This is a genomic window from Ignavibacteriales bacterium, from assembly GCA_016709155.1.
Classification (GTDB): domain Bacteria; phylum Bacteroidota; class Ignavibacteria; order Ignavibacteriales; family Ignavibacteriaceae; genus JADJEI01.
Window position 1 is genome coordinate 30,971 of record JADJEI010000006.1, and the last position, 21,518, is coordinate 52,488.

Annotated in this window: 20 protein-coding genes, 1 pseudogene and 5 CRISPR repeat arrays (1 of these 26 cut by a window edge); of the genes and pseudogenes, 19 read left to right on the forward strand and 2 right to left on the reverse strand. The window is 35.0% G+C overall.

The genetic code is table 11. From position 1 onward, the window contains the following. A CRISPR array of direct repeats spans positions 1 to 2,438; the repeat unit is 30 nt; unit sequence GTTTTAATCGAACTATTATAGAATTGAAAT; it begins 556 nt to the left of the window's first position. A gap of 1,262 nt (positions 2,439 to 3,700) precedes the next feature. From IPH11_10680 to IPH11_10750, 15 genes are all read left to right on the forward strand, one after another. Next, positions 3,701 to 4,135, forward strand: a complete 435-nt coding sequence (locus IPH11_10680) for a hypothetical protein (GenBank protein MBK6914078.1) — start codon at positions 3,701 to 3,703, stop codon at positions 4,133 to 4,135. A gap of 359 nt (positions 4,136 to 4,494) precedes the next feature. Beyond that, a CRISPR array of direct repeats spans positions 4,495 to 4,785; the repeat unit is 30 nt; unit sequence CTTTTAATCGAACTATAATAGAATTGAGAC. Positions 4,786 to 4,857: 72 nt separating this feature from the next. Further along, positions 4,858 to 5,407: a CRISPR direct-repeat array (repeat unit 27 nt; unit sequence CTTTTAATCGAACTATAATAGAATTGA). Positions 5,408 to 5,482: 75 nt separating this feature from the next. Continuing rightward, positions 5,483 to 5,905: direct repeats of the CRISPR family, unit length 30 nt; unit sequence CTTTTAATCGAACTATAATAGAATTGAGAC. Positions 5,906 to 6,679: 774 nt separating this feature from the next. Then, positions 6,680 to 7,035: a CRISPR direct-repeat array (repeat unit 29 nt; unit sequence TTTTAATCGAACTATAATAGAATTGAGAC). 8 nt (positions 7,036 to 7,043) lie between these two features. Further along, complete coding sequence (locus tag IPH11_10685) at positions 7,044 to 7,229, forward strand: hypothetical protein (protein ID MBK6914079.1); 186 nt, start codon at positions 7,044 to 7,046, stop codon at positions 7,227 to 7,229. An 83-nt stretch (positions 7,230 to 7,312) separates the two neighbouring features. Continuing rightward, positions 7,313 to 7,642 (forward strand): DUF559 domain-containing protein, encoded by a 330-nt coding sequence (locus IPH11_10690; protein ID MBK6914080.1) that lies wholly within the window; start codon positions 7,313 to 7,315, stop codon positions 7,640 to 7,642. Positions 7,643 to 7,646: 4 nt separating this feature from the next. Continuing rightward, entirely contained in the window at positions 7,647 to 7,835 is a 189-nt protein-coding gene (locus tag IPH11_10695; GenBank protein ID MBK6914081.1) for a hypothetical protein, read from the forward strand. A 296-nt stretch (positions 7,836 to 8,131) separates the two neighbouring features. After that, positions 8,132 to 8,704 carry a hypothetical protein gene (locus IPH11_10700; GenBank protein MBK6914082.1) on the forward strand — a complete coding sequence of 191 codons (573 nt, stop codon included), beginning with the start codon at positions 8,132 to 8,134 and terminating at the stop codon, positions 8,702 to 8,704. A 124-nt stretch (positions 8,705 to 8,828) separates the two neighbouring features. After that, complete coding sequence (locus IPH11_10705) at positions 8,829 to 9,212, forward strand: hypothetical protein (protein ID MBK6914083.1); 384 nt, start codon at positions 8,829 to 8,831, stop codon at positions 9,210 to 9,212. 498 nt (positions 9,213 to 9,710) lie between these two features. Continuing rightward, complete coding sequence (locus IPH11_10710) at positions 9,711 to 9,860, forward strand: hypothetical protein (protein MBK6914084.1); 150 nt, start codon at positions 9,711 to 9,713, stop codon at positions 9,858 to 9,860. 113 nt (positions 9,861 to 9,973) lie between these two features. Then, positions 9,974 to 10,285, forward strand: a complete 312-nt coding sequence (locus tag IPH11_10715; protein MBK6914085.1) for a HAMP domain-containing histidine kinase — start codon at positions 9,974 to 9,976, stop codon at positions 10,283 to 10,285. A 67-nt stretch (positions 10,286 to 10,352) separates the two neighbouring features. Beyond that, positions 10,353 to 11,504, forward strand: coding sequence for a sigma-54-dependent Fis family transcriptional regulator (locus tag IPH11_10720; GenBank protein ID MBK6914086.1), 1,152 nt, complete (start codon positions 10,353 to 10,355; stop codon positions 11,502 to 11,504). A gap of 37 nt (positions 11,505 to 11,541) precedes the next feature. Next, entirely contained in the window at positions 11,542 to 11,640 is a 99-nt protein-coding gene (locus IPH11_10725; GenBank protein MBK6914087.1) for a hypothetical protein, read from the forward strand. A 163-nt stretch (positions 11,641 to 11,803) separates the two neighbouring features. After that, positions 11,804 to 12,286, forward strand: a complete 483-nt coding sequence (locus tag IPH11_10730) for a hypothetical protein (protein MBK6914088.1) — start codon at positions 11,804 to 11,806, stop codon at positions 12,284 to 12,286. A gap of 2 nt (positions 12,287 to 12,288) precedes the next feature. After that, positions 12,289 to 12,549 carry a hypothetical protein gene (locus tag IPH11_10735; protein MBK6914089.1) on the forward strand — a complete coding sequence of 87 codons (261 nt, stop codon included), beginning with the start codon at positions 12,289 to 12,291 and terminating at the stop codon, positions 12,547 to 12,549. Positions 12,550 to 12,622: 73 nt separating this feature from the next. Further along, on the forward strand, positions 12,623 to 12,835 hold the full coding sequence (locus tag IPH11_10740; GenBank protein ID MBK6914090.1) for a hypothetical protein: 213 nt from the start codon (positions 12,623 to 12,625) through the stop codon (positions 12,833 to 12,835). Beyond that, on the forward strand, positions 12,835 to 13,845 hold the full coding sequence (locus tag IPH11_10745; protein ID MBK6914091.1) for a hypothetical protein: 1,011 nt from the start codon (positions 12,835 to 12,837) through the stop codon (positions 13,843 to 13,845). The genes IPH11_10740 and IPH11_10745 overlap by 1 nt, the downstream gene beginning before the upstream one ends. Positions 13,846 to 14,062: 217 nt before the next feature. Next, positions 14,063 to 14,848: a DUF4382 domain-containing protein gene (locus tag IPH11_10750; GenBank protein ID MBK6914092.1), complete on the forward strand. Its 786-nt coding sequence runs from the start codon at positions 14,063 to 14,065 to the stop codon at positions 14,846 to 14,848. 437 nt (positions 14,849 to 15,285) lie between these two features. Here IPH11_10750 and IPH11_10755 read toward each other — a convergent pair whose 3' ends face one another. After that, positions 15,286 to 15,612, reverse strand: a complete 327-nt coding sequence (locus tag IPH11_10755; protein ID MBK6914093.1) for a hypothetical protein — start codon at positions 15,610 to 15,612, stop codon at positions 15,286 to 15,288. Positions 15,613 to 15,616: 4 nt separating this feature from the next. Further along, positions 15,617 to 15,793 (reverse strand): hypothetical protein, encoded by a 177-nt coding sequence (locus tag IPH11_10760; protein MBK6914094.1) that lies wholly within the window; start codon positions 15,791 to 15,793, stop codon positions 15,617 to 15,619. Between the two features lie 700 nt (positions 15,794 to 16,493). Here IPH11_10760 and IPH11_10765 point away from each other — a divergent pair. From IPH11_10765 to IPH11_10780, 4 genes and pseudogenes are all read left to right on the forward strand, one after another. Then, positions 16,494 to 16,850, forward strand: a complete 357-nt coding sequence (locus IPH11_10765; GenBank protein MBK6914095.1) for a transposase — start codon at positions 16,494 to 16,496, stop codon at positions 16,848 to 16,850. A gap of 186 nt (positions 16,851 to 17,036) precedes the next feature. Beyond that, positions 17,037 to 18,170: pseudogene (locus IPH11_10770) on the forward strand (aminotransferase class I/II-fold pyridoxal phosphate-dependent enzyme). 151 nt (positions 18,171 to 18,321) lie between these two features. Then, positions 18,322 to 19,443, forward strand: coding sequence for a hypothetical protein (locus IPH11_10775; protein MBK6914096.1), 1,122 nt, complete (start codon positions 18,322 to 18,324; stop codon positions 19,441 to 19,443). Beyond that, positions 19,427 to 21,448 (forward strand): peptidylprolyl isomerase, encoded by a 2,022-nt coding sequence (locus tag IPH11_10780; protein MBK6914097.1) that lies wholly within the window; start codon positions 19,427 to 19,429, stop codon positions 21,446 to 21,448. The genes IPH11_10775 and IPH11_10780 overlap by 17 nt, the downstream gene beginning before the upstream one ends. Positions 21,449 to 21,518: the final 70 nt, after the last annotated feature.

Below are 21,518 nucleotides of genomic sequence, written 5' to 3' on the forward strand. Positions count from 1 at the left end.
ACGTCAACGATTCGCGCCGAGAGTTTCAATTCTTGTTTTAATCGAACTATTATAGAATTGAAATAGAGACAAAACGTTCGATATTCTTCTAAATAAAACAGTTTTAATCGAACTATTATAGAATTGAAATGTTTACGTTTGCTATAACTGCGCTGCCTGTCACCTCGTTTTAATCGAACTATTATAGAATTGAAATCTAATGCTTTGATCTTCTTAGTTTCCCATTGCTTATGTTTTAATCGAACTATTATAGAATTGAAATAAGTTTGAAAGGGATTACTATCCCTTCTACATCTCGTTTTAATCGAACTATTATAGAATTGAAATTTCTCATCTTGTGGAGATAGGGATATTCGCCGCCGCGTTTTAATCGAACTATTATAGAATTGAAATCAATGTTTGCATATTCTCTTGACATACCCAATTTTGGTTTTAATCGAACTATTATAGAATTGAAATCACGTTTAGCTCTTGTACTTCTTTTTCTGATAATTCGTTTTAATCGAACTATTATAGAATTGAAATGTATTTAGCTGGTAATTTGTGATAGTTCGGGCAAAAGTTTTAATCGAACTATTATAGAATTGAAATTAGACAAGTATGTAATTATGTTTAAATTCATACTCGTTTTAATCGAACTATTATAGAATTGAAATTTCATCAAATAAAAATAAGTTAGCTGTGAAGGATGGTTTTAATCGAACTATTATAGAATTGAAATACTGGTGGGTTGTTATATGACCTTAACAGGAGTAGAGTTTTAATCGAACTATTATAGAATTGAAATCCGGAATCTATGCGACAATGGTTCATTGAATTTGTGGTTTTAATCGAACTATTATAGAATTGAAATGTGGCGTTGGCTGGGGATTTGTGAAGAGTTTAATCAAGTTTTAATCGAACTATTATAGAATTGAAATGAAAGGATATTATATGTTATCACGTGCATAATAATTAGTTTTAATCGAACTATTATAGAATTGAAATGCAAGGTGAATATGAAGCGATATGCTCCATCGCTTGTTTTAATCGAACTATTATAGAATTGAAATGACGCATCTGTGTGCGTTTGGGGGCAAAATTACGGTTGTTTTAATCGAACTATTATAGAATTGAAATAAATAAAAGTTATGAATTTAAGTCAAAATCAAAGTCGTTTTAATCGAACTATTATAGAATTGAAATTTGTCTTTTCTTGTTTCACTAAATAGTGGCATTGCGTTTTAATCGAACTATTATAGAATTGAAATGAACGTGGACTGTCTTTGTACTTCGTGTCACGTACTGTTTTAATCGAACTATTATAGAATTGAAATTCTGAAATTCTTTTTCAGTGCTTCCAGTGCTTTAGTTTTAATCGAACTATTATAGAATTGAAATTAGCTTGGCAGCAATCCGGTAATGAGTTGTTATGTGTTTTAATCGAACTATTATAGAATTGAAATTTTGCGATTGTGATCTGCTAAAGGCTTTGCCCATTACGTTTTAATCGAACTATTATAGAATTGAAATTACATTATTACCGACGGCTTGATTTTGGCTTAAATTCGTTTTAATCGAACTATTATAGAATTGAAATGAAATATATCGGGCAAGGGTTCACGTTTCACCCGATAGTTTTAATCGAACTATTATAGAATTGAAATAAATTAGGGACATATTCGCCGCTTATGCTTATGGTCGTTTTAATCGAACTATTATAGAATTGAAATATCATAGCTGGGTCACTGCTGCTGGTGCAATAGTCAGTTTTAATCGAACTATTATAGAATTGAAATTAATATCTTTTCTTCTCTTAGTAATCCAGTCAGGTGGTTTTAATCGAACTATTATAGAATTGAAATATGTAAAAGAATAAACAAAATATAAGCACCGTTAGTGTTTTAATCGAACTATTATAGAATTGAAATATGTTTAACTTTGTTGCAGGTATTCTGGTCACTTTGGTTTTAATCGAACTATTATAGAATTGAAATGCTTTCAACCTTTTGATCAATAAAATTCCGTTTTGAGTTTTAATCGAACTATTATAGAATTGAAATGTTGCTACATCACGAGTAGTGTAAGGCTCTAACCACGTTTTAATCGAACTATTATAGAATTGAAATTATATTCTCTTAAAATTAGCGGCATTGTTTGCAACGTTTTAATCGAACTATTATAGAATTGAAATTCATCATAAGTAGCACCTAAGTCCTCACCGTCAAACGGTTTTAATCGAACTATTATAGAATTGAAATATTCTCCGGATCTGTCATCAGCCTCCGCCGAGGCGCGTTTTAATCGAACTATTATAGAATTGAAATGTTATTAGAAAGTCCCGATTGTTTGCAGTCTTATCAGTTTTAATCGAACTATTATAGAATTGAAATACACAACAGGAACTGGCGTTCTTGCTTGTACATGGGGTTTTAATCGAACTATAATAGAATTGACCCCGCAAGAAGGCGGGGCTGCTCAAGGTCTCGCAGGACATTCGACGCAGTAAAAAGAAGTCATCCTGCATTAGCGGGATAATCGAACTACCTGTGGCTATGCCATAATAGAATTGAGACTGATTTGATATAACTAGTAGTTTCATCTTAAATAACTTTTAATCGAACTATAATAGAATTGAGACTATATAATAATGTGATAAATTAAATGTTTGATACTTTTAATCGAACTATAATAGAATTGAGACAAAACAGTCCCAAGACCAGATGAACGAACATTGTTCTTTTAATCAAACTACCTGTGGCTATGCCATAATAGAATTGACCCCGCAAGAAGGCGGGGCTGCTCAAGGTCTCGCAGGACATTCGACGCAGTGAAATGAAGTCATCCTGCATTAGCGGGATAATCGAACTACCTGTGGCTATGCCATAATAGAATTGAGACCATAAATGAAGTGTTCTCCTATATACTTACCGTTTCTTTTAATCGAACTATAATAGAATTGAGACAACATCGGCTTCTCATAGAACTTCTGTTCAGGGCTTTTAATCGAACTATAATAGAATTGAGACTCCATAAGCAGATCAGCCTCATTTTTTGTTAATTGGCTTTTAATCGAACTATAATAGAATTGCCCCGACACGGCAAGTGCCTATCGGGATCTCCGCTTTGCTACGAAGACTTTTGAATTTTAATTTTTTGAAACTTTAATTGAATTAATTGTGGCAATGCCATATTAGAAATGACCCGATAGTGTAAAATATCAATCGGGTTTTTTTATGCAGAAAATAAACCCCACACAGTGCAAATCTCCTTAGGCTCTTCACAACTCTAATATATCTATCTATGTACACCAAGCATCAGAGAAATTGCAACCACAATGTTTCCACAACGTTGTTCTTTTTTTAAGTCCATTATTCATTTTGAAAATTTCAGTTGTAAGAAAATTCAATAATTTATAAAGGAGTAAAAGTATGTGGAACGTAATAAAAATCGCAGTTGCAATAATTGCTGCGGCAGGTCCCATAGTGATAGAGATAATAGAAAAAGCAAATAAAAAATGAAAGGAGGTATAAAATGAACTGGTTCACGATTATTATCGCTGTAGTTACGATCATTAGAGAAGTTACAAGGAAGAAATAAGAACAATTAGTAAAGTTAAATATAGAAAGGAGGTTAACTCTTGAAAATAGACGGAACCATCGTTGTTAAGATCATCAATTTCATAGCTAAACATATTATAATTAAATAAAAGGAGATAAAAATGATATTCCAAATAATTGGGAAAGAAATAGGAAAAGCCATAGACGGTAAAAGGGGAGCAAAAACAGGTGCGGAGATAGGTAAAGTAGTAGACGAAATAGTAGTGCCTATAATTATCGCTGTTGCTACAAAGGAAAAGGAGGTAAGATTGTTAAAAAGTGAATCTGATTTAAATAATAACTACCTGCCGGTGATAAGAAGTATATACCAGTTGAAAATAAATAATTTAATACCATCCAACTCAACTACTGGTTCCTGTACTTCTTATCTCAATCCCATTTCTCAGACAAATAATACTGTTATTAAAGAATATTTTGTAAATTTAATCATATTAACTACGGATTGTTGTCTCAAGACAGAAAGTAATCAGGCTATAATAGAATTGAAACGAAATAAGCAGCCCGTAAGGTGTTACGTATTTAGCAGCATTGATTAATCGAACTAATCTTGGCTATGCAATAATAGAATTGAGACTGAAGGAAACTCACTCTATATGCACCATAATATCTAGGCCTTTTAATCGAACTATAATAGAATTGAGACATATTGCTTTACCACTTGGTTTATTTTCCATAACTTTTAATCGAACTATAATAGAATTGACCCCGCAAGGAGGCGGGGCTGCTCAAGGTCTCGCAGGACATTCGACGCAGTGAAATGAAGTCATCCTGCATTAGCGGGATAATCGAGCTACCTGTGGCTATGCCATAATAGAATTGACCCCGCAAGGAGGCGGGGCTGCTCAAGGTCTCGCAGGACATTCGACGCAGTGAAAAGAAGTCATCCTGCATTAGCGGGATAATCGAACTATAATAGAATTGAGACTTACTTGCTTTTATTGGTTCATGGTCATCATTGCCAACTTTTAATCGAACTATAATAGAATTGAGACGTTTTTTTGGTTTGAGTTTGAGATAAGTATAATTCCTTTTAATCGAACTATAATAGAATTGAGACATATCAATGGGAAACTTAAAATAATCAAAAATCTCTTTTAATCGAACTATAATAGAATTGAGACTTTGGTACTCATAGTGAGTCCTTTCTTTTATGTGACTTTTAATCGAACTATAATAGAATTGACCCCGCAAGGAGGCGGGGCTGCTCAAGGTCTCGCAGGACATTCGACGCAGTGAAAAGAAGTCATCCTGCATTAGCGGGATAATCGAACTATAATAGAATTGAGACTTACTTGCTTTTATTGGTTCATGGTCATCATTGCCAACTTTTAATCGAACTATAATAGAATTGAGACTCTATGAAAGCAAACGCAATATCAGTTGTTGACTTGACTTTTAATCGAACTATAATAGAATTGAAACCTCCAAACTCCGGCGATAATTAAACAGATGCCGGAAACTTTTAATCGAACTATAATAGAATTAAAACCGCAACAAGATTAAAGACCTCTTAGAATTACTTTTAATCGAACTATAATAGAATTGAGACCGTAATGGAATTGCGAAGGAACATTTGCCGATCGTACCTTTTAATCGAACTATAATAGAATTGAGACTCCTTTCTGAGCATATTTATCGTCGGCTTATGCTCTTTTAATCGAACTATAATAGAATTGAGACCAATTTTGTACAGTGGTATTTCAATATCTCTGTACTCTTTTAATCGAACTATAATAGAATTGAGACTCCCCAACTTCATATTGTATTTTCATTTCTTTACCCTTTTAATCGAACTATAATAGAATTGACCCCGCAAGGAGGCGGGGCTGCTCAAGGTCTCGCAGGACATTCGACGCAGTGAAAAGAAGTCATCCTGCATTAGCGGGATAATCGAACTATAATAGAATTGAGACTTGCAGTCATAGTGCATAGCGGATTTGTAATTGCCTCTTTTAATCGAACTATAATAGAATTGAGACTGATTTGCGTAACTACTGGGTTGTTCAATTTGTTCTTTTAATCGAACTATAATAGAATTGAGACTATAAAGTGATGTAATTTAGTTCAACATTAGTTGGCTTTTAATCGAACTATAATAGAATTGAGACCCCATTATAGGCATCCCATTTATGGAGTTTACTCCGGCTTTTAATCGAACTATAATAGAATTGAGACGCAACTATTGTTGGTGTAAACATAATAACTCCTGCTTTTAATCGAACTATAATAGAATTGAGACGCGGTGAGATCTGGATCGTTACTGAAAAGGTGGCGAACTTTTAATCGAACTACCTGTGGCTATGCCATATTAGAATTGACCCCGCAAGGAGGCGGGGCTGCTCAAGATCTCGCAGGACATTCGACGCAGTGAAATCATGTTCTGCTGCATATCGGAGTAATTGAATTGAACTACTTGTGGCTATGCCATAATAGAATTGACCCCGCAAGGAGGCGGGGCTGCTCAAGGTCTCGCAGGACATTCGACAAAATGAAATGAAGACATCCTGCATCAGCGGTATAATCGAACTATAATAGAATTGAGACTTTTCATCTCGGTAACTATCGGAGTGAACCCGCTTTCGCTTTTAATCGAACTATAATAGAATTGAGACCCTTGATGAGGTAATTGTGCATACTTTAGGTTTCCTGCTTTTAATCGAACTACCTGTGGCTATGCCATATTAGAATTGACCCCGCAAGGAGGCGGGGCTGCTCCAAGGTCTCGCAGGACATTCGACGCAGTGAAAAGAAGTCATCCTGCAGTAGCGGGATAATCGAGCTATATTAGAATTGAGACTAATCCCCGACTTCATATTCATATTTTATTTTCATTTTTAATCGAACTATAATAGAATTGAGACGTGATGAGGCTTCAAGGTATATGTTAGGTAGGAAGCTTTTAATCGAACTATAATAGAATTGAGACTTGTCATTGTGGTCAATTAGGAACTTCTGTAATCCTCTTTTAATCGAACTACCTGTGGCTATGCCATAATAGAATTGACCCCGCAAGAAGGCGGGGCTACTCAAGGTCTCGCAGGACATTCGACGCAGTGAAATGAAGTCATCCTGCATTAGCGGGATAATCGAGCTATATTAGAATTGAGACTAATCCCCGACTTCATATTCATATTTTATTTTCATTTTTAATCGAACTATAATAGAATTGAGACTATAAAGTGATGTAATTTAGTTCAACATTAGTTGGCTTTTAATCGAACTATAATAGAATTGAGACCCCATTATAGGCATCCCATTTATGGAGTTTACTCCGGCTTTTAATCGAACTATAATAGAATTGAGACGCAACTATTGTTGGTGTAAACATAATAACTCCTGCTTTTAATCGAACTATAATAGAATTGAGACGCGGTGAGATCTGGATCGTTACTGAAAAGGTGGCGAACTTTTAATCGAACTACCTGTGGCTATGCCATATTAGAATTGACCCCGCAAGAAGGCGGGGCTGCTCAAGGTCTCGCAGGACATTCGACGCAGTGGAATGATGTTCTGCTGCATATCGGAATAATTGAATTGAACTACTTGTGGCTATGCCATAATAGAACTGAAGAAGGAAAAAGCAGAACCCTAACCCGTCCTTCCTCCCGAATACGGGATCTTCGACTTTAGTAAAGGGAAAGTGCATTGCAAAATGCAGGATTCCCTTCCCTTTGTAAAGGGAAGGGCGAGGGATGGGTTCGAAAGGGACTGAGATGACCAAACACTACAATAGAATAGAAATGAAAGCTCGCCGCAGACAACTCCGCACTAATATGACTTACTGCGCGAAACTTGTCTGGATGTATTTGCGGAAAAGACAAATGAGAGAAAGATTTCTTCGCCAATACTCGGTTGATCATTACGTTATAGATTTCTACTGTCCGGAACTAAAACTTGCAATTGAATTAGATGGAAGCATTCATGATGAACCTGATCAAAAAGAATATGATATTTACAGGCAAACGTATTTAGAAAAATATGGAATTACATTTTGTAGAATCACAAATGATGAATTGATGAGTAACGCAAATATGGCTTTTTGAAAAATTGAAAAAAGACAAAATTGTAGAAGAAAGTGTTAAAATGACAACCGAACTTCATCTATCAGACTCAACAGAACCGGATTTAGCGTACCAAGAAATTCTTTCTTTGCTAAATAAAAAATATCAGATCAATCTTGAAAGCAGTAAAGTTTTAATTGACGATACCCTCTTTCAGGTTGATGGCTATTCATAAAACCCATTAGTCATTTGTTAAATTTATAGACGCAGCCGCAAACAAAACTCCTTCTTTTCTCCTTCCCTCTCCTTTGGACAGGGGCTGGGAGCCTACTCCGCACCGCGAGCATGATGCTCTTTCAAAAACACTTATTTGATTATGTCATTAAACTATTGTGAATTAACTTTCAGACAAATAATTTTAATTTCTTTTCATCTTATCAAAGAAATCACCGATGTACATAAGATTATCTTTGCAATTATTTTTTATCTTCGATTTCGTCTTCCCCCTTTTGATTGGAATGGTTGTAAGTAATGTTTAAGTCAATTCAAACCAAAGTCCTATTTTTTCTTGTATTAATTACCGTTGCATTCCTCCTCGCCGCTTTCTACCAATACGAATCACAAAAATTAAGTATAAACGAAATCATTTTTCAATCTATCAAAGATGAACGTGCTCGATTTCTTAAATCCTTGTCTATCACCGGGAAAAATCTTGAGGTCTTTGCCTATGATTATTCCTACTGGAATGAAATGATTGATTTCTTAAATCAGCCGGATACTGCCTGGGCTTCAATAAATGTTGATGATGTACTCGAAACATTTAACTCTTGTGCGGTTTGGTTATTTGATTCTCATTTTCACCAGGTTTATTCTGTAAATAACTTGAATGACCACTCACTCAATAACTTGCTTTTAAATCAGCTCGATCTCGAACCTGAATTAAGTCGTTCCCCTTTTAATCACTTCTTCATTAAGTCAAATTCAGGACTAATTGAGATTCGAACTGCACCTATTCAATTCGAAGACTCTAGCGGCTCTCGGCTCCTGTTGGTTATCTCATCGTCAGCAAATTGTGGGATAAAAATTTTCTCTCGCAGCTTCTGATTTGAACTCCGGGGAGGTATCCATCTCGGAAAATGTGGAAGAACTTCTGATCTAGATACCAATTCAACGGATGAATTTACTATAACTGCTTCCGAAAATTTATTGAATCTTTCAGGTGTGCCAATTGCCCGGTCATTCTAAAATTAATAATCCTCTGGCGAAATTAGCTCATGATTACTTCAGCAAGCACATATTGGAAAGCATTCTTTTCTCTTCTGTCATCTTAATCTTCTTAATAGTTTTCTTTTTCTTTTTCATCAATAAACCTTTTAACAAAATCTCTTTAAGTCTTACGACAAATGATCCGGCATTACTCAAATCTCTAATTTCCAAAAAGGATGAATTTGGAAATATCGCTGCTCTGCTTATCCAGCATTTCCAATTGCAGGAAAAAATAATTAATGAGATAAATGAAAAACATATTATTGAAAAAGCCTGCGCGACAGCGAAGAACTTTATAGATCAATTTTGCTGGCTTCTGAAGATGCTTTATCTTATTAAATTATAAGTTGAATTGTATCTTCGTAAATAAAAAATTTTCCGATTTATTTAATGTCTCCATTGAAGATTTTGATGAAAATAATTTCTTACTAAAAACTTGACAGACTGACAAACAAACCGCTTAGTGATTTAATTGACACTGTTGATCTGCCTTCAAAGAAACTTACATTCAAATGCAGGTGGATTCTGTAAATAATGTTTTGCTTGATCTTGATATTGAATGCATAGGTATATCTCTGAAAAACAAACCTCTGCTGTTGATCAGAATTACCGACATAACCGAAAAGGTTAAAAGAGAACGAATTAATTGATCATAACCTTCAATTACAGCAGGCAGAAAGATTAGCTTCTCTCGGTTTAATGGTTAGTGGTATAGCTCACGAAATAAATAATCCAAACTCTTTCATTTCCTTAAACCTGTCTTATATTAAAGATCGCTTCGACGAAATAATGCCTGCTCCTCGACCAGTACCGCTCAGCTAATCCTGATTTTAAAATTGGCAAAATGGACTTTGCTCTTTTCAAAACCGAATTCGTTACTTTACTTTCTGATTTAAAAGAAGGATCCGATAGAATTACTAAAATAATAAATGAACTTCGGCAATTCGCACGTGGCGACAGTAAAGCAGACACTGGAAACTTTTCAACCGGTTGATATTTTCAGATATTCAGTCCGAATACTCAATCCATACTTAAACCGGAAAAAAAGCTGCTGTCTCTGAACAGCTTTTAAATAATTTTACGATCAAATTTGATAAACAAAAACTGATGCAGGTTTTTATTAATTTAACTATAAATTCTGTCGACTCACTCCCCGACAAGGGTGGCAGCATAATTTATGAGGAACTGATCAATAGTGCCGGGATGAAATCAATCAGGATAATTGACAATGGCTGCGGGATCAGCAAAGATAATCTTAGGTTCGTATTCGATCCTTTCTTTTCGACAAAACCTTCTGGCAGTGGTACAGGTTTGGGCCTTTCTATATCAAGGAATATTATCGAAAGTGCAAACGGTAATATTCAAATCGAAAGCGAAATAGATAAGGGTACTATAATTCAAATTAACTTTGAGCAGTAATTATGCAATCTTTTACAATTTTGGTTATAGATGATGAATTATCCTTTTAAGAACTATAAAAAGAATTTTGATTCAGGAAGGTTTTTCTAATGTCCTCACGGAAACAAATCCGCAAAACGTTCTTAACATTATAAATAATAATAAAGTTGATTTAATCCTGCTCGATATTTCATTCCCTGATTTCAACGGAATTACTCTTCTCGAAAATATTTTTTTAACCCATCCTCATATCCCTGTAATAATGATTACAGCTCACGATTCTTATTCTCTTGCTTTCAAAGCCATACAAATTGGTGCTTATGATTATATCGTTAAACCGCCTGATACAAATCGTTTACTGCTTACTATCAAAAGAGCACTTGAACATCGCTTGCTTCTGGTTGAAAAAGAAACTTTTAATTCCGACATTCTTTTACCTGCTGTTCCTGATAATTTTTCGAATATCATCTCAAATAATTTAACAGTTTTTAAAATTTTTAGGATGATAGAAGTTTTTGCTCCCACAAATGAAACAATTTTGTTAACCGGTGAAACCGGCACGGGTAAAGATTTAATTGCAAAAAAAATTCACGATTTATCCCCGCGAGCAAATGGTCCTTTTGTTACCGTAAACATTGCTTCAATTACACCCTCTCTTTTTGAATCTGAATTATTCGGGCACGAAAAGGGCTCTTTTACCGGCGCTGATAAATTCAGAATTGGTTATTTTGAATCTGCTGATAAGGGGACAATTTTTCTTGATGAAATCGGTGAACTTTCTATGGAAATGCAGGGAAAGCTATTACGTGTTATTCAATACAATGAAATATTCAGGGTCGGAAGCACCAGCCCGATCAAACTAAATTTAAGAATTATTGCCGCTACCAATAAGGATTTGATATCCTCTATTAAATCTAATGATTTCCGTGCTGATCTTTATTACAGGCTTAACCGTGCTTCAATCAAAATGCCCCCCCTGCGTAATCGCTTACAGGATATTCCTCTTCTTGTTTCTTACTTTATTAGTCTGGCTAATAAAAAATTTGACAAGTCTGTCTCCGGTATAAATGACGAAATTCTTTTGTTGCTTCAAAGTTATAACTTCCCGGGTAACATTCGTGAATTGGAAAACCTGATCTTCAAGGCTGTGGCTGAAACAAACAACAACGAAATGATTTCAACATTAGAACTGCCGCAAACGTTGTTCTCATTTGAAACCAAAAATAACTCTGTGAATTAATTTCTATTGACCAGGCTGTAAGTAAGCACGTAAAAATATCGTTAATTATTTTAATGGTGACACTACTCGTGCAGCAATTACTCTCGGAGTTAGTGAAAGAACTGTCCAACGCAAACTTAAAAACTTTAATCCTTAAGTCTGATTTTCCTTCCCTGACAAATTTGTCGTCACATTTGTCTTCCCTCTCCTAATCTTCTGAATTTTTATTCTTTTTTAACTTCTTTATAAATTTTTATTGTAGGCATACGATTTGACTATCTCTTCAATAAATATTTTTATCATTAAAAACTCGATCGCTTATGTCAGTTCAAACTTTTCTTACAATCGGTGCTTTAGCTCTATTAGCATTTACCTCATTAAGATTTAATGAAATTGCTCTTGAGAATACAACCGTTGAGGTCGAAAATAAAGTCTATCTCACTGCTTTTTCTCTTGCTGATGATCTTATCGAAGAAATCAAACAGAAAGCTTTTGACGCCGCTACAGTTAGTTTCCCGACAACAAACCCCAAAAGTCTAACACCATATTATAGCCTCGGTCCAAGTTCCACTGAAAAGTACCCCTATTATAATGACGTGGATGACTTTAATAATCTTACTAGAGAAGTTGATGCACCTCACGTCGAAAATTATTCAGTTTCTTGTAAAGTTTTTTATGTTGATGGTGATAATCCTTCTACCAAGACTAATTACCAGACCTTTTATAAAAAAGTCGAAGTCACAGTCAGCAGTGAGTATATGCGCGGTGACATTAAATTATCTTTCATTTTTACATTAAAATAATTATGACTACAATATTAGATATTTTAGGCTCGGTCGTGATTGGCGGAATTATTCTCTTCTTGATGATAAATTTTAGTGTCTTTCAATCTTCTACGAGTTCAAGCTCTGATGCAAATCTGCAAATTCAGCAAAACGCTAAAACTTTAGCTGAGATGTTAAGCTATGATCAGAGAAAAATTGGGTATAACTATTCTGCAAATCCTTTAATTACTGCCGAATCCAAAAATTTCTTTTCATGCCGATATCGATCGCGATGGCATTGATGATATTGTTACTTATCTTATCTCTGATTCTACACAAGCTGAATTGACGGAAAAATCTAATGACATTTTACTGATGAGGATAATAAATGAAGATTCGTCTTCAGGACCAACCTTAGGTCTTATTGATGCAAAGTTTTCATTTTTTGATTCTGTACATGTTATTACTTCTGATTTAGCTAAAATAAAATATATTAAAACCGAATTGTGGATCGAATCTATTTATCCTGTTGATAATAAATATCCGTTCACTTATTGGGAAATGACAATTAATCCGAGGAATTTATAATGGGCAAAGGTACACTTATTATCGTTTTGGGGTTTTCTTTAATTACATCTTTCCTTATTATCAGGCTTGATGCTAATTCAAGAGATGGGTTGGACGCTACCATCGAACAATTTAAAACTACGGAAGCACGATTAATCGCAAATAGCGGCGTTGAAATTTACCTTGAAAAACTTAGGCGCAATAAATCCCTTTCCGGTTCTTTCAACAACAACCCTTTGTTCGATGGCACTTTTAACATTTCTATTACCGGTCCCGATTCTGCTTTAATTATTACCTCAGCCGGATACTATGATGATAAAATTCATCAGACAATTGTAAATGCTAAACGGGATCCTATTCCTTTCCCTCCTATTCACTCCTCTCTTTACGTTTCTTCTGATAACTTATCATTAAACCTAAATGGAAATGTTGAGATTGATGGAAACGACCATAATATTGACGGCACTTCAGGTCCGGGTTCTCCGTTGCCGGGTGTTACTGTCGATGATCCCGTAGATAGTGCGTATGTCGTTGATGTCCTCAAACCAAAAATTTCTAAAGAAATAAAAGGAGCAGGCGGCACTCCAAGTGTCAGTACAGTTGATGACAACACTGACTGGCTCGAGCTATCTCAAAGTATTATCTTTGCCGCTGATATAACTCTGCCGACTGGAACGTACACTACTGGGACTATCCTTGGTACTTATTCTGAACCAAAAGTTACTTATGTTACCGGTGATGTTCATTTCTCCGGTACCGCCGAAGGTAGTGGAATTTTGGTCATCAATGGTAACCTCACAATGTCTGGTCAATTTACTTATAAGGGTGTCATTATTGTCTATGGGAATTCTACTATCGTTACCAAAATTGTCGGCAACGGTGGCGTTTTTGGTGCAACTATCATCGTTGGTCAGAAAGCTGATATCCAATCAACCGGGAATTCTTATTTTTATTACAGTAGTCAGGCAATCGAAAACGCTAAAGCTAATTTGAAATCTTCTAAGTTTTCTATTGTTAACTGGTGGGAGTAATTTTTTGTCTCTTTCATTTTAGAATTACTCCCATAATTAATGTTAGTTAATTCTGTAAAATATATTTCGTATTGACTGTCATTCTCGCTAAAGCGGGAATCTATTTCATATCACTGGATCCCCGTTTCCACGGAAATGACCTTTTGAATTTTTCAGAAGTCTCTGTTAGTTAATTCTTTAAATAATTTTTTATTTATTTTTATACTAGCCTATTATCATGAAACACATATTTATTTCAATTGCTTTCTTCTGCTCTTTTCTCCTCGGTTGTGATGATGCTTCCTCCGATTCCTTTCAGAATACCGGTAATTTGAAAATTTTGTTAATTGACTCCCCCGCATCATTCGATTCGGTTATTATTTTTGTTAAGGAAGTCGAGGTTCATCATTCCGGAAGCGATAGCATTTCTGGTTGGTCGTCTATTAATTCTAATCCCGCATCTTTTGATCTTATTCAGTTAATCAATGGCGCAAGCGCCGTGTTAGGCGATTCCTCTTTGCCTCCCGGTGATTACACCCAGATTAGACTAATTCTTAATGATGGAAATTATATTATTGATAACGGAATCAAACACTTTTTAACCATTCCAAGCGGTATTCAATCCGGTATCAAATTGAATCACGCTTTTACAATTCAACCCAATACTTTATATGAATTAATTCTCGACTTTGAAGTTGATAAATCCATTCATATATCAGGTAATGGTGAATATATTATGAATCCTGTTATCAGAGTTATCCCTTTGATTTTATCCGGTTCAATCTCTGGTCAAGTGATTCCTTTGGATGCAGATGCTTCTATCTCTGCAATTATTGGGCTTGATACCGTTGTTACTTACGCAGATTCAAATGGCTTTTTTAAACTAATGGGCTTGCCTCAAGAAACATATTCTGTAGAACTTTCACCCGTTAACCAAGCATATAAAGATACTGTTATTTCCAATGTTGCAGTATTTGTAGATCAAAACACTGACATTGGAACAATCGTATTACAAAACAATTAAATAAGGTATATACTATTTTTTTTCATACGATGTATTTGTAGTATCCAAAACAAAATCTCGAATTGATGACCTCATTCAACAAACAATTAAACAATATAATCCCCCACCACCAACATCCAATCCCCCATTCCCAAACTCCCCCGCTCTTTCGGAGTGTCAACGCAACTCCCCGCACTAACAGGATAATCGAACTATCTGTGACTATGCCATATTAGGATTGAAGAGTAGGTACAGAACTCTATCCCACATATCCACTTATGTAAAGGAGAAGGCGAAGCGCATTGCAGAAGGATGTATTCCCTTTCTTATTGCAAAGACGCAGTTTCCATTTGCAGGAGCTAGTGCGATTGAAATGGAAATCTGCGGATTAAAAGGATTGGTAAAAAGCTAATTCAGCAAAAACAAGCTGAAAGGAAGAAACAAAAAAAAGAGGAAAGTCAACGCGAAGACAAACCCAAAAAGCAGTGAACATAGCAAGCGAAATCGCCAATTACTTTTCTGTCATTTCCTAAATCAATTCTCCAGCTTGCATCTTCATTATGCTTTAACATTTCGCGGCTAAGAATATTACAGGCATCAATAAATGCGTTATGCTTTCTGCTTCGTGTATCTTCTAATGCAGCTTTATCTTCATCAGCAGCCAGATACCATTCAACTCTAATTCCGGAATACTCAACAGCATAGTTTATTAAATCATTTTTAAGTAAAAATAATTTAGTCTGATTAATTTTTTTAAATATTTTTCTTGCTTGTTCGTAAGACATTTTATTATTTTTTTATGTAAGCGTTCAGACCAATAACCACAGGTTTGCCATCAATCACACACTCAGTTTTCACGTTACCGTGTGTTGTTGCCACCACTAAAGTTTTTCCAGATGCACTTGGTGTGGGTTCTTGTAAATCAATGAAGATGATGAGCTTACCATTTTCAATTTTGACTTCCATATTCTTATTCTCCTATTTTTTAGATCATAAAATTTACATTACTTGTTGTTATCCAAAACTTCATTCAGTGTTAAAGAAATGATTTTGAAGGACAATCAAAAGTAACAATTCTATTGAACAATCCATAAATGAAATAATGTAGCACAGACAATCCTGTCTGTGCCCTGTAGTTCTGTGAAATGTTTGTTTGTGTCTGTTTGGCCAAGTATTGTGTGACTTTCTTTTATTCTCCTTATTTATGACTGATAGGCAGGATTGCCGGGTTAAATTTTTGTTTCTTTATACTTGTGCAATTTTATTTGTGTAAGTTTTATATTTAGTACTAAATTATCACAAGGTTTTCACGCACAGGCAGGATTGCTGATGTAAAATTTTATTCCTGTATTCGTGTGCAATTTTATCTGCGTATGTTTTATATTTAGTCTAAATTATTAAAAGGTTTATCACTCACAGGCAGGATTGCCTGTGCTACATTTTATATGTCATTTCATAGAAGAAATTTGCCGCATCTTTATTTTTCGGAGGGCTTCTATTTCATTACTTATCGTTTGGCTAATTCTATTTCAATTGACAAACTTAGATCGTTGAAATCATTAGAAGATAAAATTGGGATTTTGAACAATTTTATGAAGTGTTTCAAAAATATGATCTCCTGATGAATTCAAGTTTTACGAATATCAATTATCTATTGCAAAATGAATTGGCTGATATCTGTAAACATAGTATTCACTTTCCCGATGGTAAGGATTTTAAACTGATTTGTTACACGATCATGCCTAATCATATTCATTTAGTTTTTGAATTATTACCCGGTAATAAAGGTATTAGTAATATTATGAGAGCTATAAAAGGAATCTCAGCAAAGAGGTGCAATGAGTATTTAAATTCTAAAGGAAAGTTTTGGCAGGATGAAAGTTTCGATCGTTGGATTAGAGATGACAAAGAATTGTATTTTACAATTCGTTATGTTTTATTAAATCCAGTTACTGCAGGGTTAGTAAAAGTTTGGAGCGGTTGGCGAAACACATATTGCCATTCGGATTATCTGATCCTGTAGCACAGACAATCCTGTCTGTGCACTCTCTATCAAGCACAGGCAGGATTGCCTGTGCTACTTTGCAAATCTAAGCTGAATATCATACATTTGTCGCTTAAAATTATCTTAGTCTATTTTTTTAAGGAGTTATAATTGGATTTATTTAAGAAGTGTCTTGAGTTCACCCGTGCTGATGAAGTTAAAGCAATGGGCGTCTATCCCTATTTCAGACCAATCGAAGCAAATGAAGGACCAGTTGTTCAAATTGAAGGTAAACGAAAAATTATGGCAGGCTCTAATAATTACCTGGGACTGACAAGTCATCCCGAAGTGAAGGAAGCAGCTATAAAAGCAGTCGAAAAATACGGCACAGGCTGTTCAGGATCGCGATACTTAACCGGCACACTCGATCTTCATATTGAATTGGAATCACGGCTTGCAAAGTTTTTTAATAAGGAGGCGGTACTTCTTTTTAGTACAGGATATCAATCTGCTCAAGGTGTTATTCCTACTTTGGTCAATCGTGGTGATTACGTTATTTCCGATAAAGATAATCACGCTTGCATTGTAGCCGGAAATTTAATGGCGAAAGGTGCGACTGCAGATTTCGTTCGTTACAAACACAATGACATGAACGATCTGGAAAAGTTCTTACCAAGCTGCCCGCTGAAGCCGGTAAACTGATTGTTAGTGATGGAGTATTCAGCACAGGCGGTGAGATTGTGGACTTGCCGGCGTTAAACAATGCTGCAAAAAATATGGCGCAAAAATAATGATAGATGATGCTCATTCAGTGGGTGTTATTGGAAAGGCGGAAGAGGTACTGCAAGCGAGTTCAATCTTGAAAGTGAAATAGATCTTACAATGGGAACTTTCAGTAAAACGTTTGCTTCACTTGGAGGTTTTGTTGCAGGCTCGGAAAGAGTTATAAATTTTATAAAGCATTTTAGCCCCGCCCTTATTTTTAGTGCATCACCGACTCCTGCTTCGGTTGCTTCTGCACTGGCTGCTTTGAATATCCTTGAACGCGAGCCGCAGCTTGTTGATAAACTTATCCGTAATGCTAATAAAATCAGAAAAGCATTTAATGAATTAGGGTTTAACGTTATTGACGGTCGAACTGCAATTGTGCCGGTGATTGTTGGCGATGATGCAATTGCTTTTCAAATGTGGCGAATGCTTTATGATGAAGGTGTGTTTGTGAATGTCTTCATTTCTCCCGGCGTACCTCAAGGAAGGCAAATGATGAGAACAAGCTTTATGGCTACACACGAAGATGAACATCTTGATGAGATAATCCAGATATTCAAAAATGTTGGAACAAAATTAGGTCTTATCTGATTGATTATTAATTAAATTATTTTAAGGAGGCTGTCTTAAAAATAATTTTTACTGTCACACTGAGTGGCACTGCCATCAGTCTTCAATGGCATTGCCACTAAGACTGACAAAATTAGACTTTTGAGACAGCCTCTTTTTTCTAGAGGTAAAGATGAATGACGTAAATATTTCTATTGTGCAATCTAAAAAGGATTTGATGCGCTTTATAAAATTCCAATGGGAAATTTATAAAGACTATCCTTATTGGGTCCCGCCGTTGCTAATGGATCGTAAAAAACTTTTAGATAAAGAGAAAAATCCATTTTATAAACACGCTGAAACTGAATTGTATTTAGCAGAAAGAAATGGAAAACTGGTAGGAAGAATCGCCGCAATAAAAAATGATCTGCATAATAAATATCATAATGACAAAGTTGGTTTTTTCGGATTCTTCGAATGTATAAATGATCAGCAAGTGGCGAATGTACTTTTCGATACTGCAAAAGCATGGTTAAAAGGCAAAGGCTTAACAGAAATGCGCGGTCCGGCGAATCCATCAAGCAATGACGAATATGGAATGCTGATTGAAGGCTTTGATGATGAACCAAGACTGTTGATGACTTACAACCCAACCTATTACCTTACTCTTTGTGACAATTATGGATTTAAAAAAGCCAAAGATCTTTACGCTTACAAACTTGAATCGGATAAAGTTCTTTCATCGGAAAAGTTAAAGCGTGTTGCTGAAATTGCGAGGCAAAGATCACGAATTAAAATATCGCAATTAAATATGAAAAATTTTAAATCTGAACTTGATAAAGTTAAATTTGTTTACAACAAAGCCTGGGCTCCAAATTACGGATTCATCCCGATGACCGATGAAGAAATTGATTGGATGGCAAATGACTTGAAGCCGCTGGTAGAGCCATCACTTGTATTGTTTGGTGAAATTGATAATCAACTTATCGGGTTTGCTTTGGTGATGCTCGATTATAATTTCATCTTCAAAAAAATGAACGGCAAATTATTCCCGTTTGGTTTTATAAAATTACTTACACAAAAGAAAAAAATTCCATGGTCAAGAATTATAACACTTGGCGTGATTCCTGAATTCCAAAAGAAGGGGCTTGATGCTGTATTCTATTGGGAGATAGTAAACCGGGCAAGAAAAATTGGAATACTCCTCGGCGAAGCAAGCTGGATTCTCGAAGATAATGAAATGATGAATCGCGGTGCTCAAGTGATGAACTCAGAGCTTTATAAAAAATATAGAATTTATGAGATCAGTATTTAAGATAAATAAAATATTTTCTGATCATTCAAAAATTTTATATACTCTCTTATTCCTTTTTTGTTTCCCTCAATTTATCATAGCACAATACTCCCCCGCCTATACTGATCTGCTTCACACAACTTACACACGTGAATTTGACAACTCTATTTTGCTGCAGTATCTTTCCTCGAATGGACAGAGGAAAATCAATGCTGCATTGTTATCAATAAGCAACAGCCGTGATACATCTTTCGCCAACGAAGTTATAAACCTGGAAGTTACCGATGATGAATTAAAAATATTCTGTCTTGAAAGCTTGGGGCAGTGTTTTCAAACTACTAAATATTTTTGGGAAAAAGTTTTTGCTAATCCCGAATCAGCAGGCAAATATTTTACAGGCATAAGTTATACCGGAAATCAGAATGACTTTAATAAAATCATTGAATATTATTCAACTGCTAAATTCAGGCATATTCCGATAAGCATAATCTTATTGAACTTTTCGCTTCGGGGAGTTAAAACTACTGATCAAAATAAATTAATCGCAAATGAACTAAGCAATAAAGATTTGAAAATGGCTGAGCTTAAATCTTTGCTTTATGTTTTAAGCCGGCTAAAATCAGAAGATCAGTTGATGACACAATTGAGTATTCTGTTAGATGAAAAAATAAATGATCGCGTTGATAATGAAATCATTCAATATATTTTACTTGCTTTCCGCAGAAATAATTTTTTCCCTGAACAGAATTCTATTTTCAATTATTTAATATCAACTGAAAATATTTTATTAAAGTCATTAGCTGCAAGTATGATTTGCTTTAAAAAAGAATTTGCAGAAAATGAACTTAGAAAATATTTTCAACTGCTTTATGACAATAATGAAATCGTTGCACGACAAACGGCAATAAGTTTAAAGAATCTCTCAGTTTCAGATTCACTCTTGATGACTTTAGAAAATTCTTTAGTTAAATTTTTATATGATGAAAAACTAAACCAAAATGTGAGAGGCGAATTATTAGTCTCTTACTCCGAGCTTTTCCCTGAAAAATTTATTACCGAAGAAATTTTAGTTCCGGGAAGTATTCCCGATAAATTTAGAATCAGATCGTACGCAAATTTTCCTAACAATCAAAAATATTTTGAAGAGTTAACTCATTTCTATTATTCAGATGATAAACTGACAAAAATCGAAAGTTTGACTTCACTAAATTCGTTTTCAAAAAATGATACTTTAAGTGCCCGGTTGAATGAAATTTATTTTAATGCGCTTACGAGCGAAATCCCGGCATTAGTATCAATTGCTGCTGATGCTCTCGATTCAGTTTTCATTATTCAGAATCAAAATAAACTCGAAAATATTCTATCTGCACAAATTGAAAAACGCATTAGTGATCCCAATTTCACCGAATCCATTTTATCTATTATGAATTTAAGTGAAAGAATGAATAACGTATTTTATAAAAAAATACTTAGCACGGCAAAAAAATCCAGCATTTATTCAATAAAGAAATTAGCGTATCAAAAACTGAAACTAAAAGATGAAATCACCAAAGAGGATTCTAATATTAAGGAGTTGCTGCAGCATGCTTTTAAGTATCAAGCGGCTCACATTATTACCAACAAAGGGGCATTTGAAATAAAGTTTTTACCTGAATCAGCACCAATATCTGTCGGCAATTTTGTTAAGCTTGCGGAAGAAAATTTTTATGATGGAATAATTTTTCATCGCGTTGTCCCCGGCTTCGTAATTCAGGCAGGCGACAAATCTGCAACAGGCTGGGAAGGTCCCGGTTACGAAATCGTTTCAGAATTTTCGAACATACCTTTTAACACAGGTGCAGTAGGAATGGCAAGCTCGGGAGTTGATACTGAAGGCTCACAATTCTTCGTGATGCTTGGCGCATATCCCCACCTTAATGGAAAGTACACAAACTTTGGACAGCTTATAGACGGCTACGAAAACCTCTATAAAATTGATGAAGGAGATTTTATCATAAAGACAATTCTCATTGATGAATTAGATTAAAAATCTCACTCCCCCATTGCTTCTTCGTATTTGCTCATGTGAGGCGGATCTATTTTTTTCAAGGTAGCAA

Excerpts from the sequence above, each read along its gene's own strand:
- IPH11_10730 (MBK6914088.1), top strand. The coding sequence starts at position 11,804 with ATGTCAGTTCAAACTTTTCTTACAATCGGTGCTTTAGCTCTATTAGCA.
- IPH11_10740 (MBK6914090.1), top strand. The coding sequence starts at position 12,623 with ATGAGGATAATAAATGAAGATTCGTCTTCAGGACCAACCTTAGGTCTT.
- IPH11_10680 (MBK6914078.1), top strand. The coding sequence starts at position 3,701 with ATGATATTCCAAATAATTGGGAAAGAAATAGGAAAAGCCATAGACGGT.
- IPH11_10755 (MBK6914093.1), bottom strand. The coding sequence starts at position 15,612 with ATGTCTTACGAACAAGCAAGAAAAATATTTAAAAAAATTAATCAGACT.
- IPH11_10715 (MBK6914085.1), top strand. The coding sequence starts at position 9,974 with ATGCAGGTTTTTATTAATTTAACTATAAATTCTGTCGACTCACTCCCC.
- IPH11_10710 (MBK6914084.1), top strand. The coding sequence starts at position 9,711 with ATGGACTTTGCTCTTTTCAAAACCGAATTCGTTACTTTACTTTCTGAT.
- IPH11_10760 (MBK6914094.1), bottom strand. The coding sequence starts at position 15,793 with ATGGAAGTCAAAATTGAAAATGGTAAGCTCATCATCTTCATTGATTTA.
- IPH11_10735 (MBK6914089.1), top strand. The coding sequence starts at position 12,289 with ATGACTACAATATTAGATATTTTAGGCTCGGTCGTGATTGGCGGAATT.
- IPH11_10750 (MBK6914092.1), top strand. The coding sequence starts at position 14,063 with ATGAAACACATATTTATTTCAATTGCTTTCTTCTGCTCTTTTCTCCTC.
- IPH11_10700 (MBK6914082.1), top strand. The coding sequence starts at position 8,132 with ATGTTTAAGTCAATTCAAACCAAAGTCCTATTTTTTCTTGTATTAATT.
- IPH11_10775 (MBK6914096.1), top strand. The coding sequence starts at position 18,322 with ATGAATGACGTAAATATTTCTATTGTGCAATCTAAAAAGGATTTGATG.
- IPH11_10690 (MBK6914080.1), top strand. The coding sequence starts at position 7,313 with ATGACCAAACACTACAATAGAATAGAAATGAAAGCTCGCCGCAGACAA.
- IPH11_10780 (MBK6914097.1), top strand. The coding sequence starts at position 19,427 with ATGAGATCAGTATTTAAGATAAATAAAATATTTTCTGATCATTCAAAA.
- IPH11_10745 (MBK6914091.1), top strand. The coding sequence starts at position 12,835 with ATGGGCAAAGGTACACTTATTATCGTTTTGGGGTTTTCTTTAATTACA.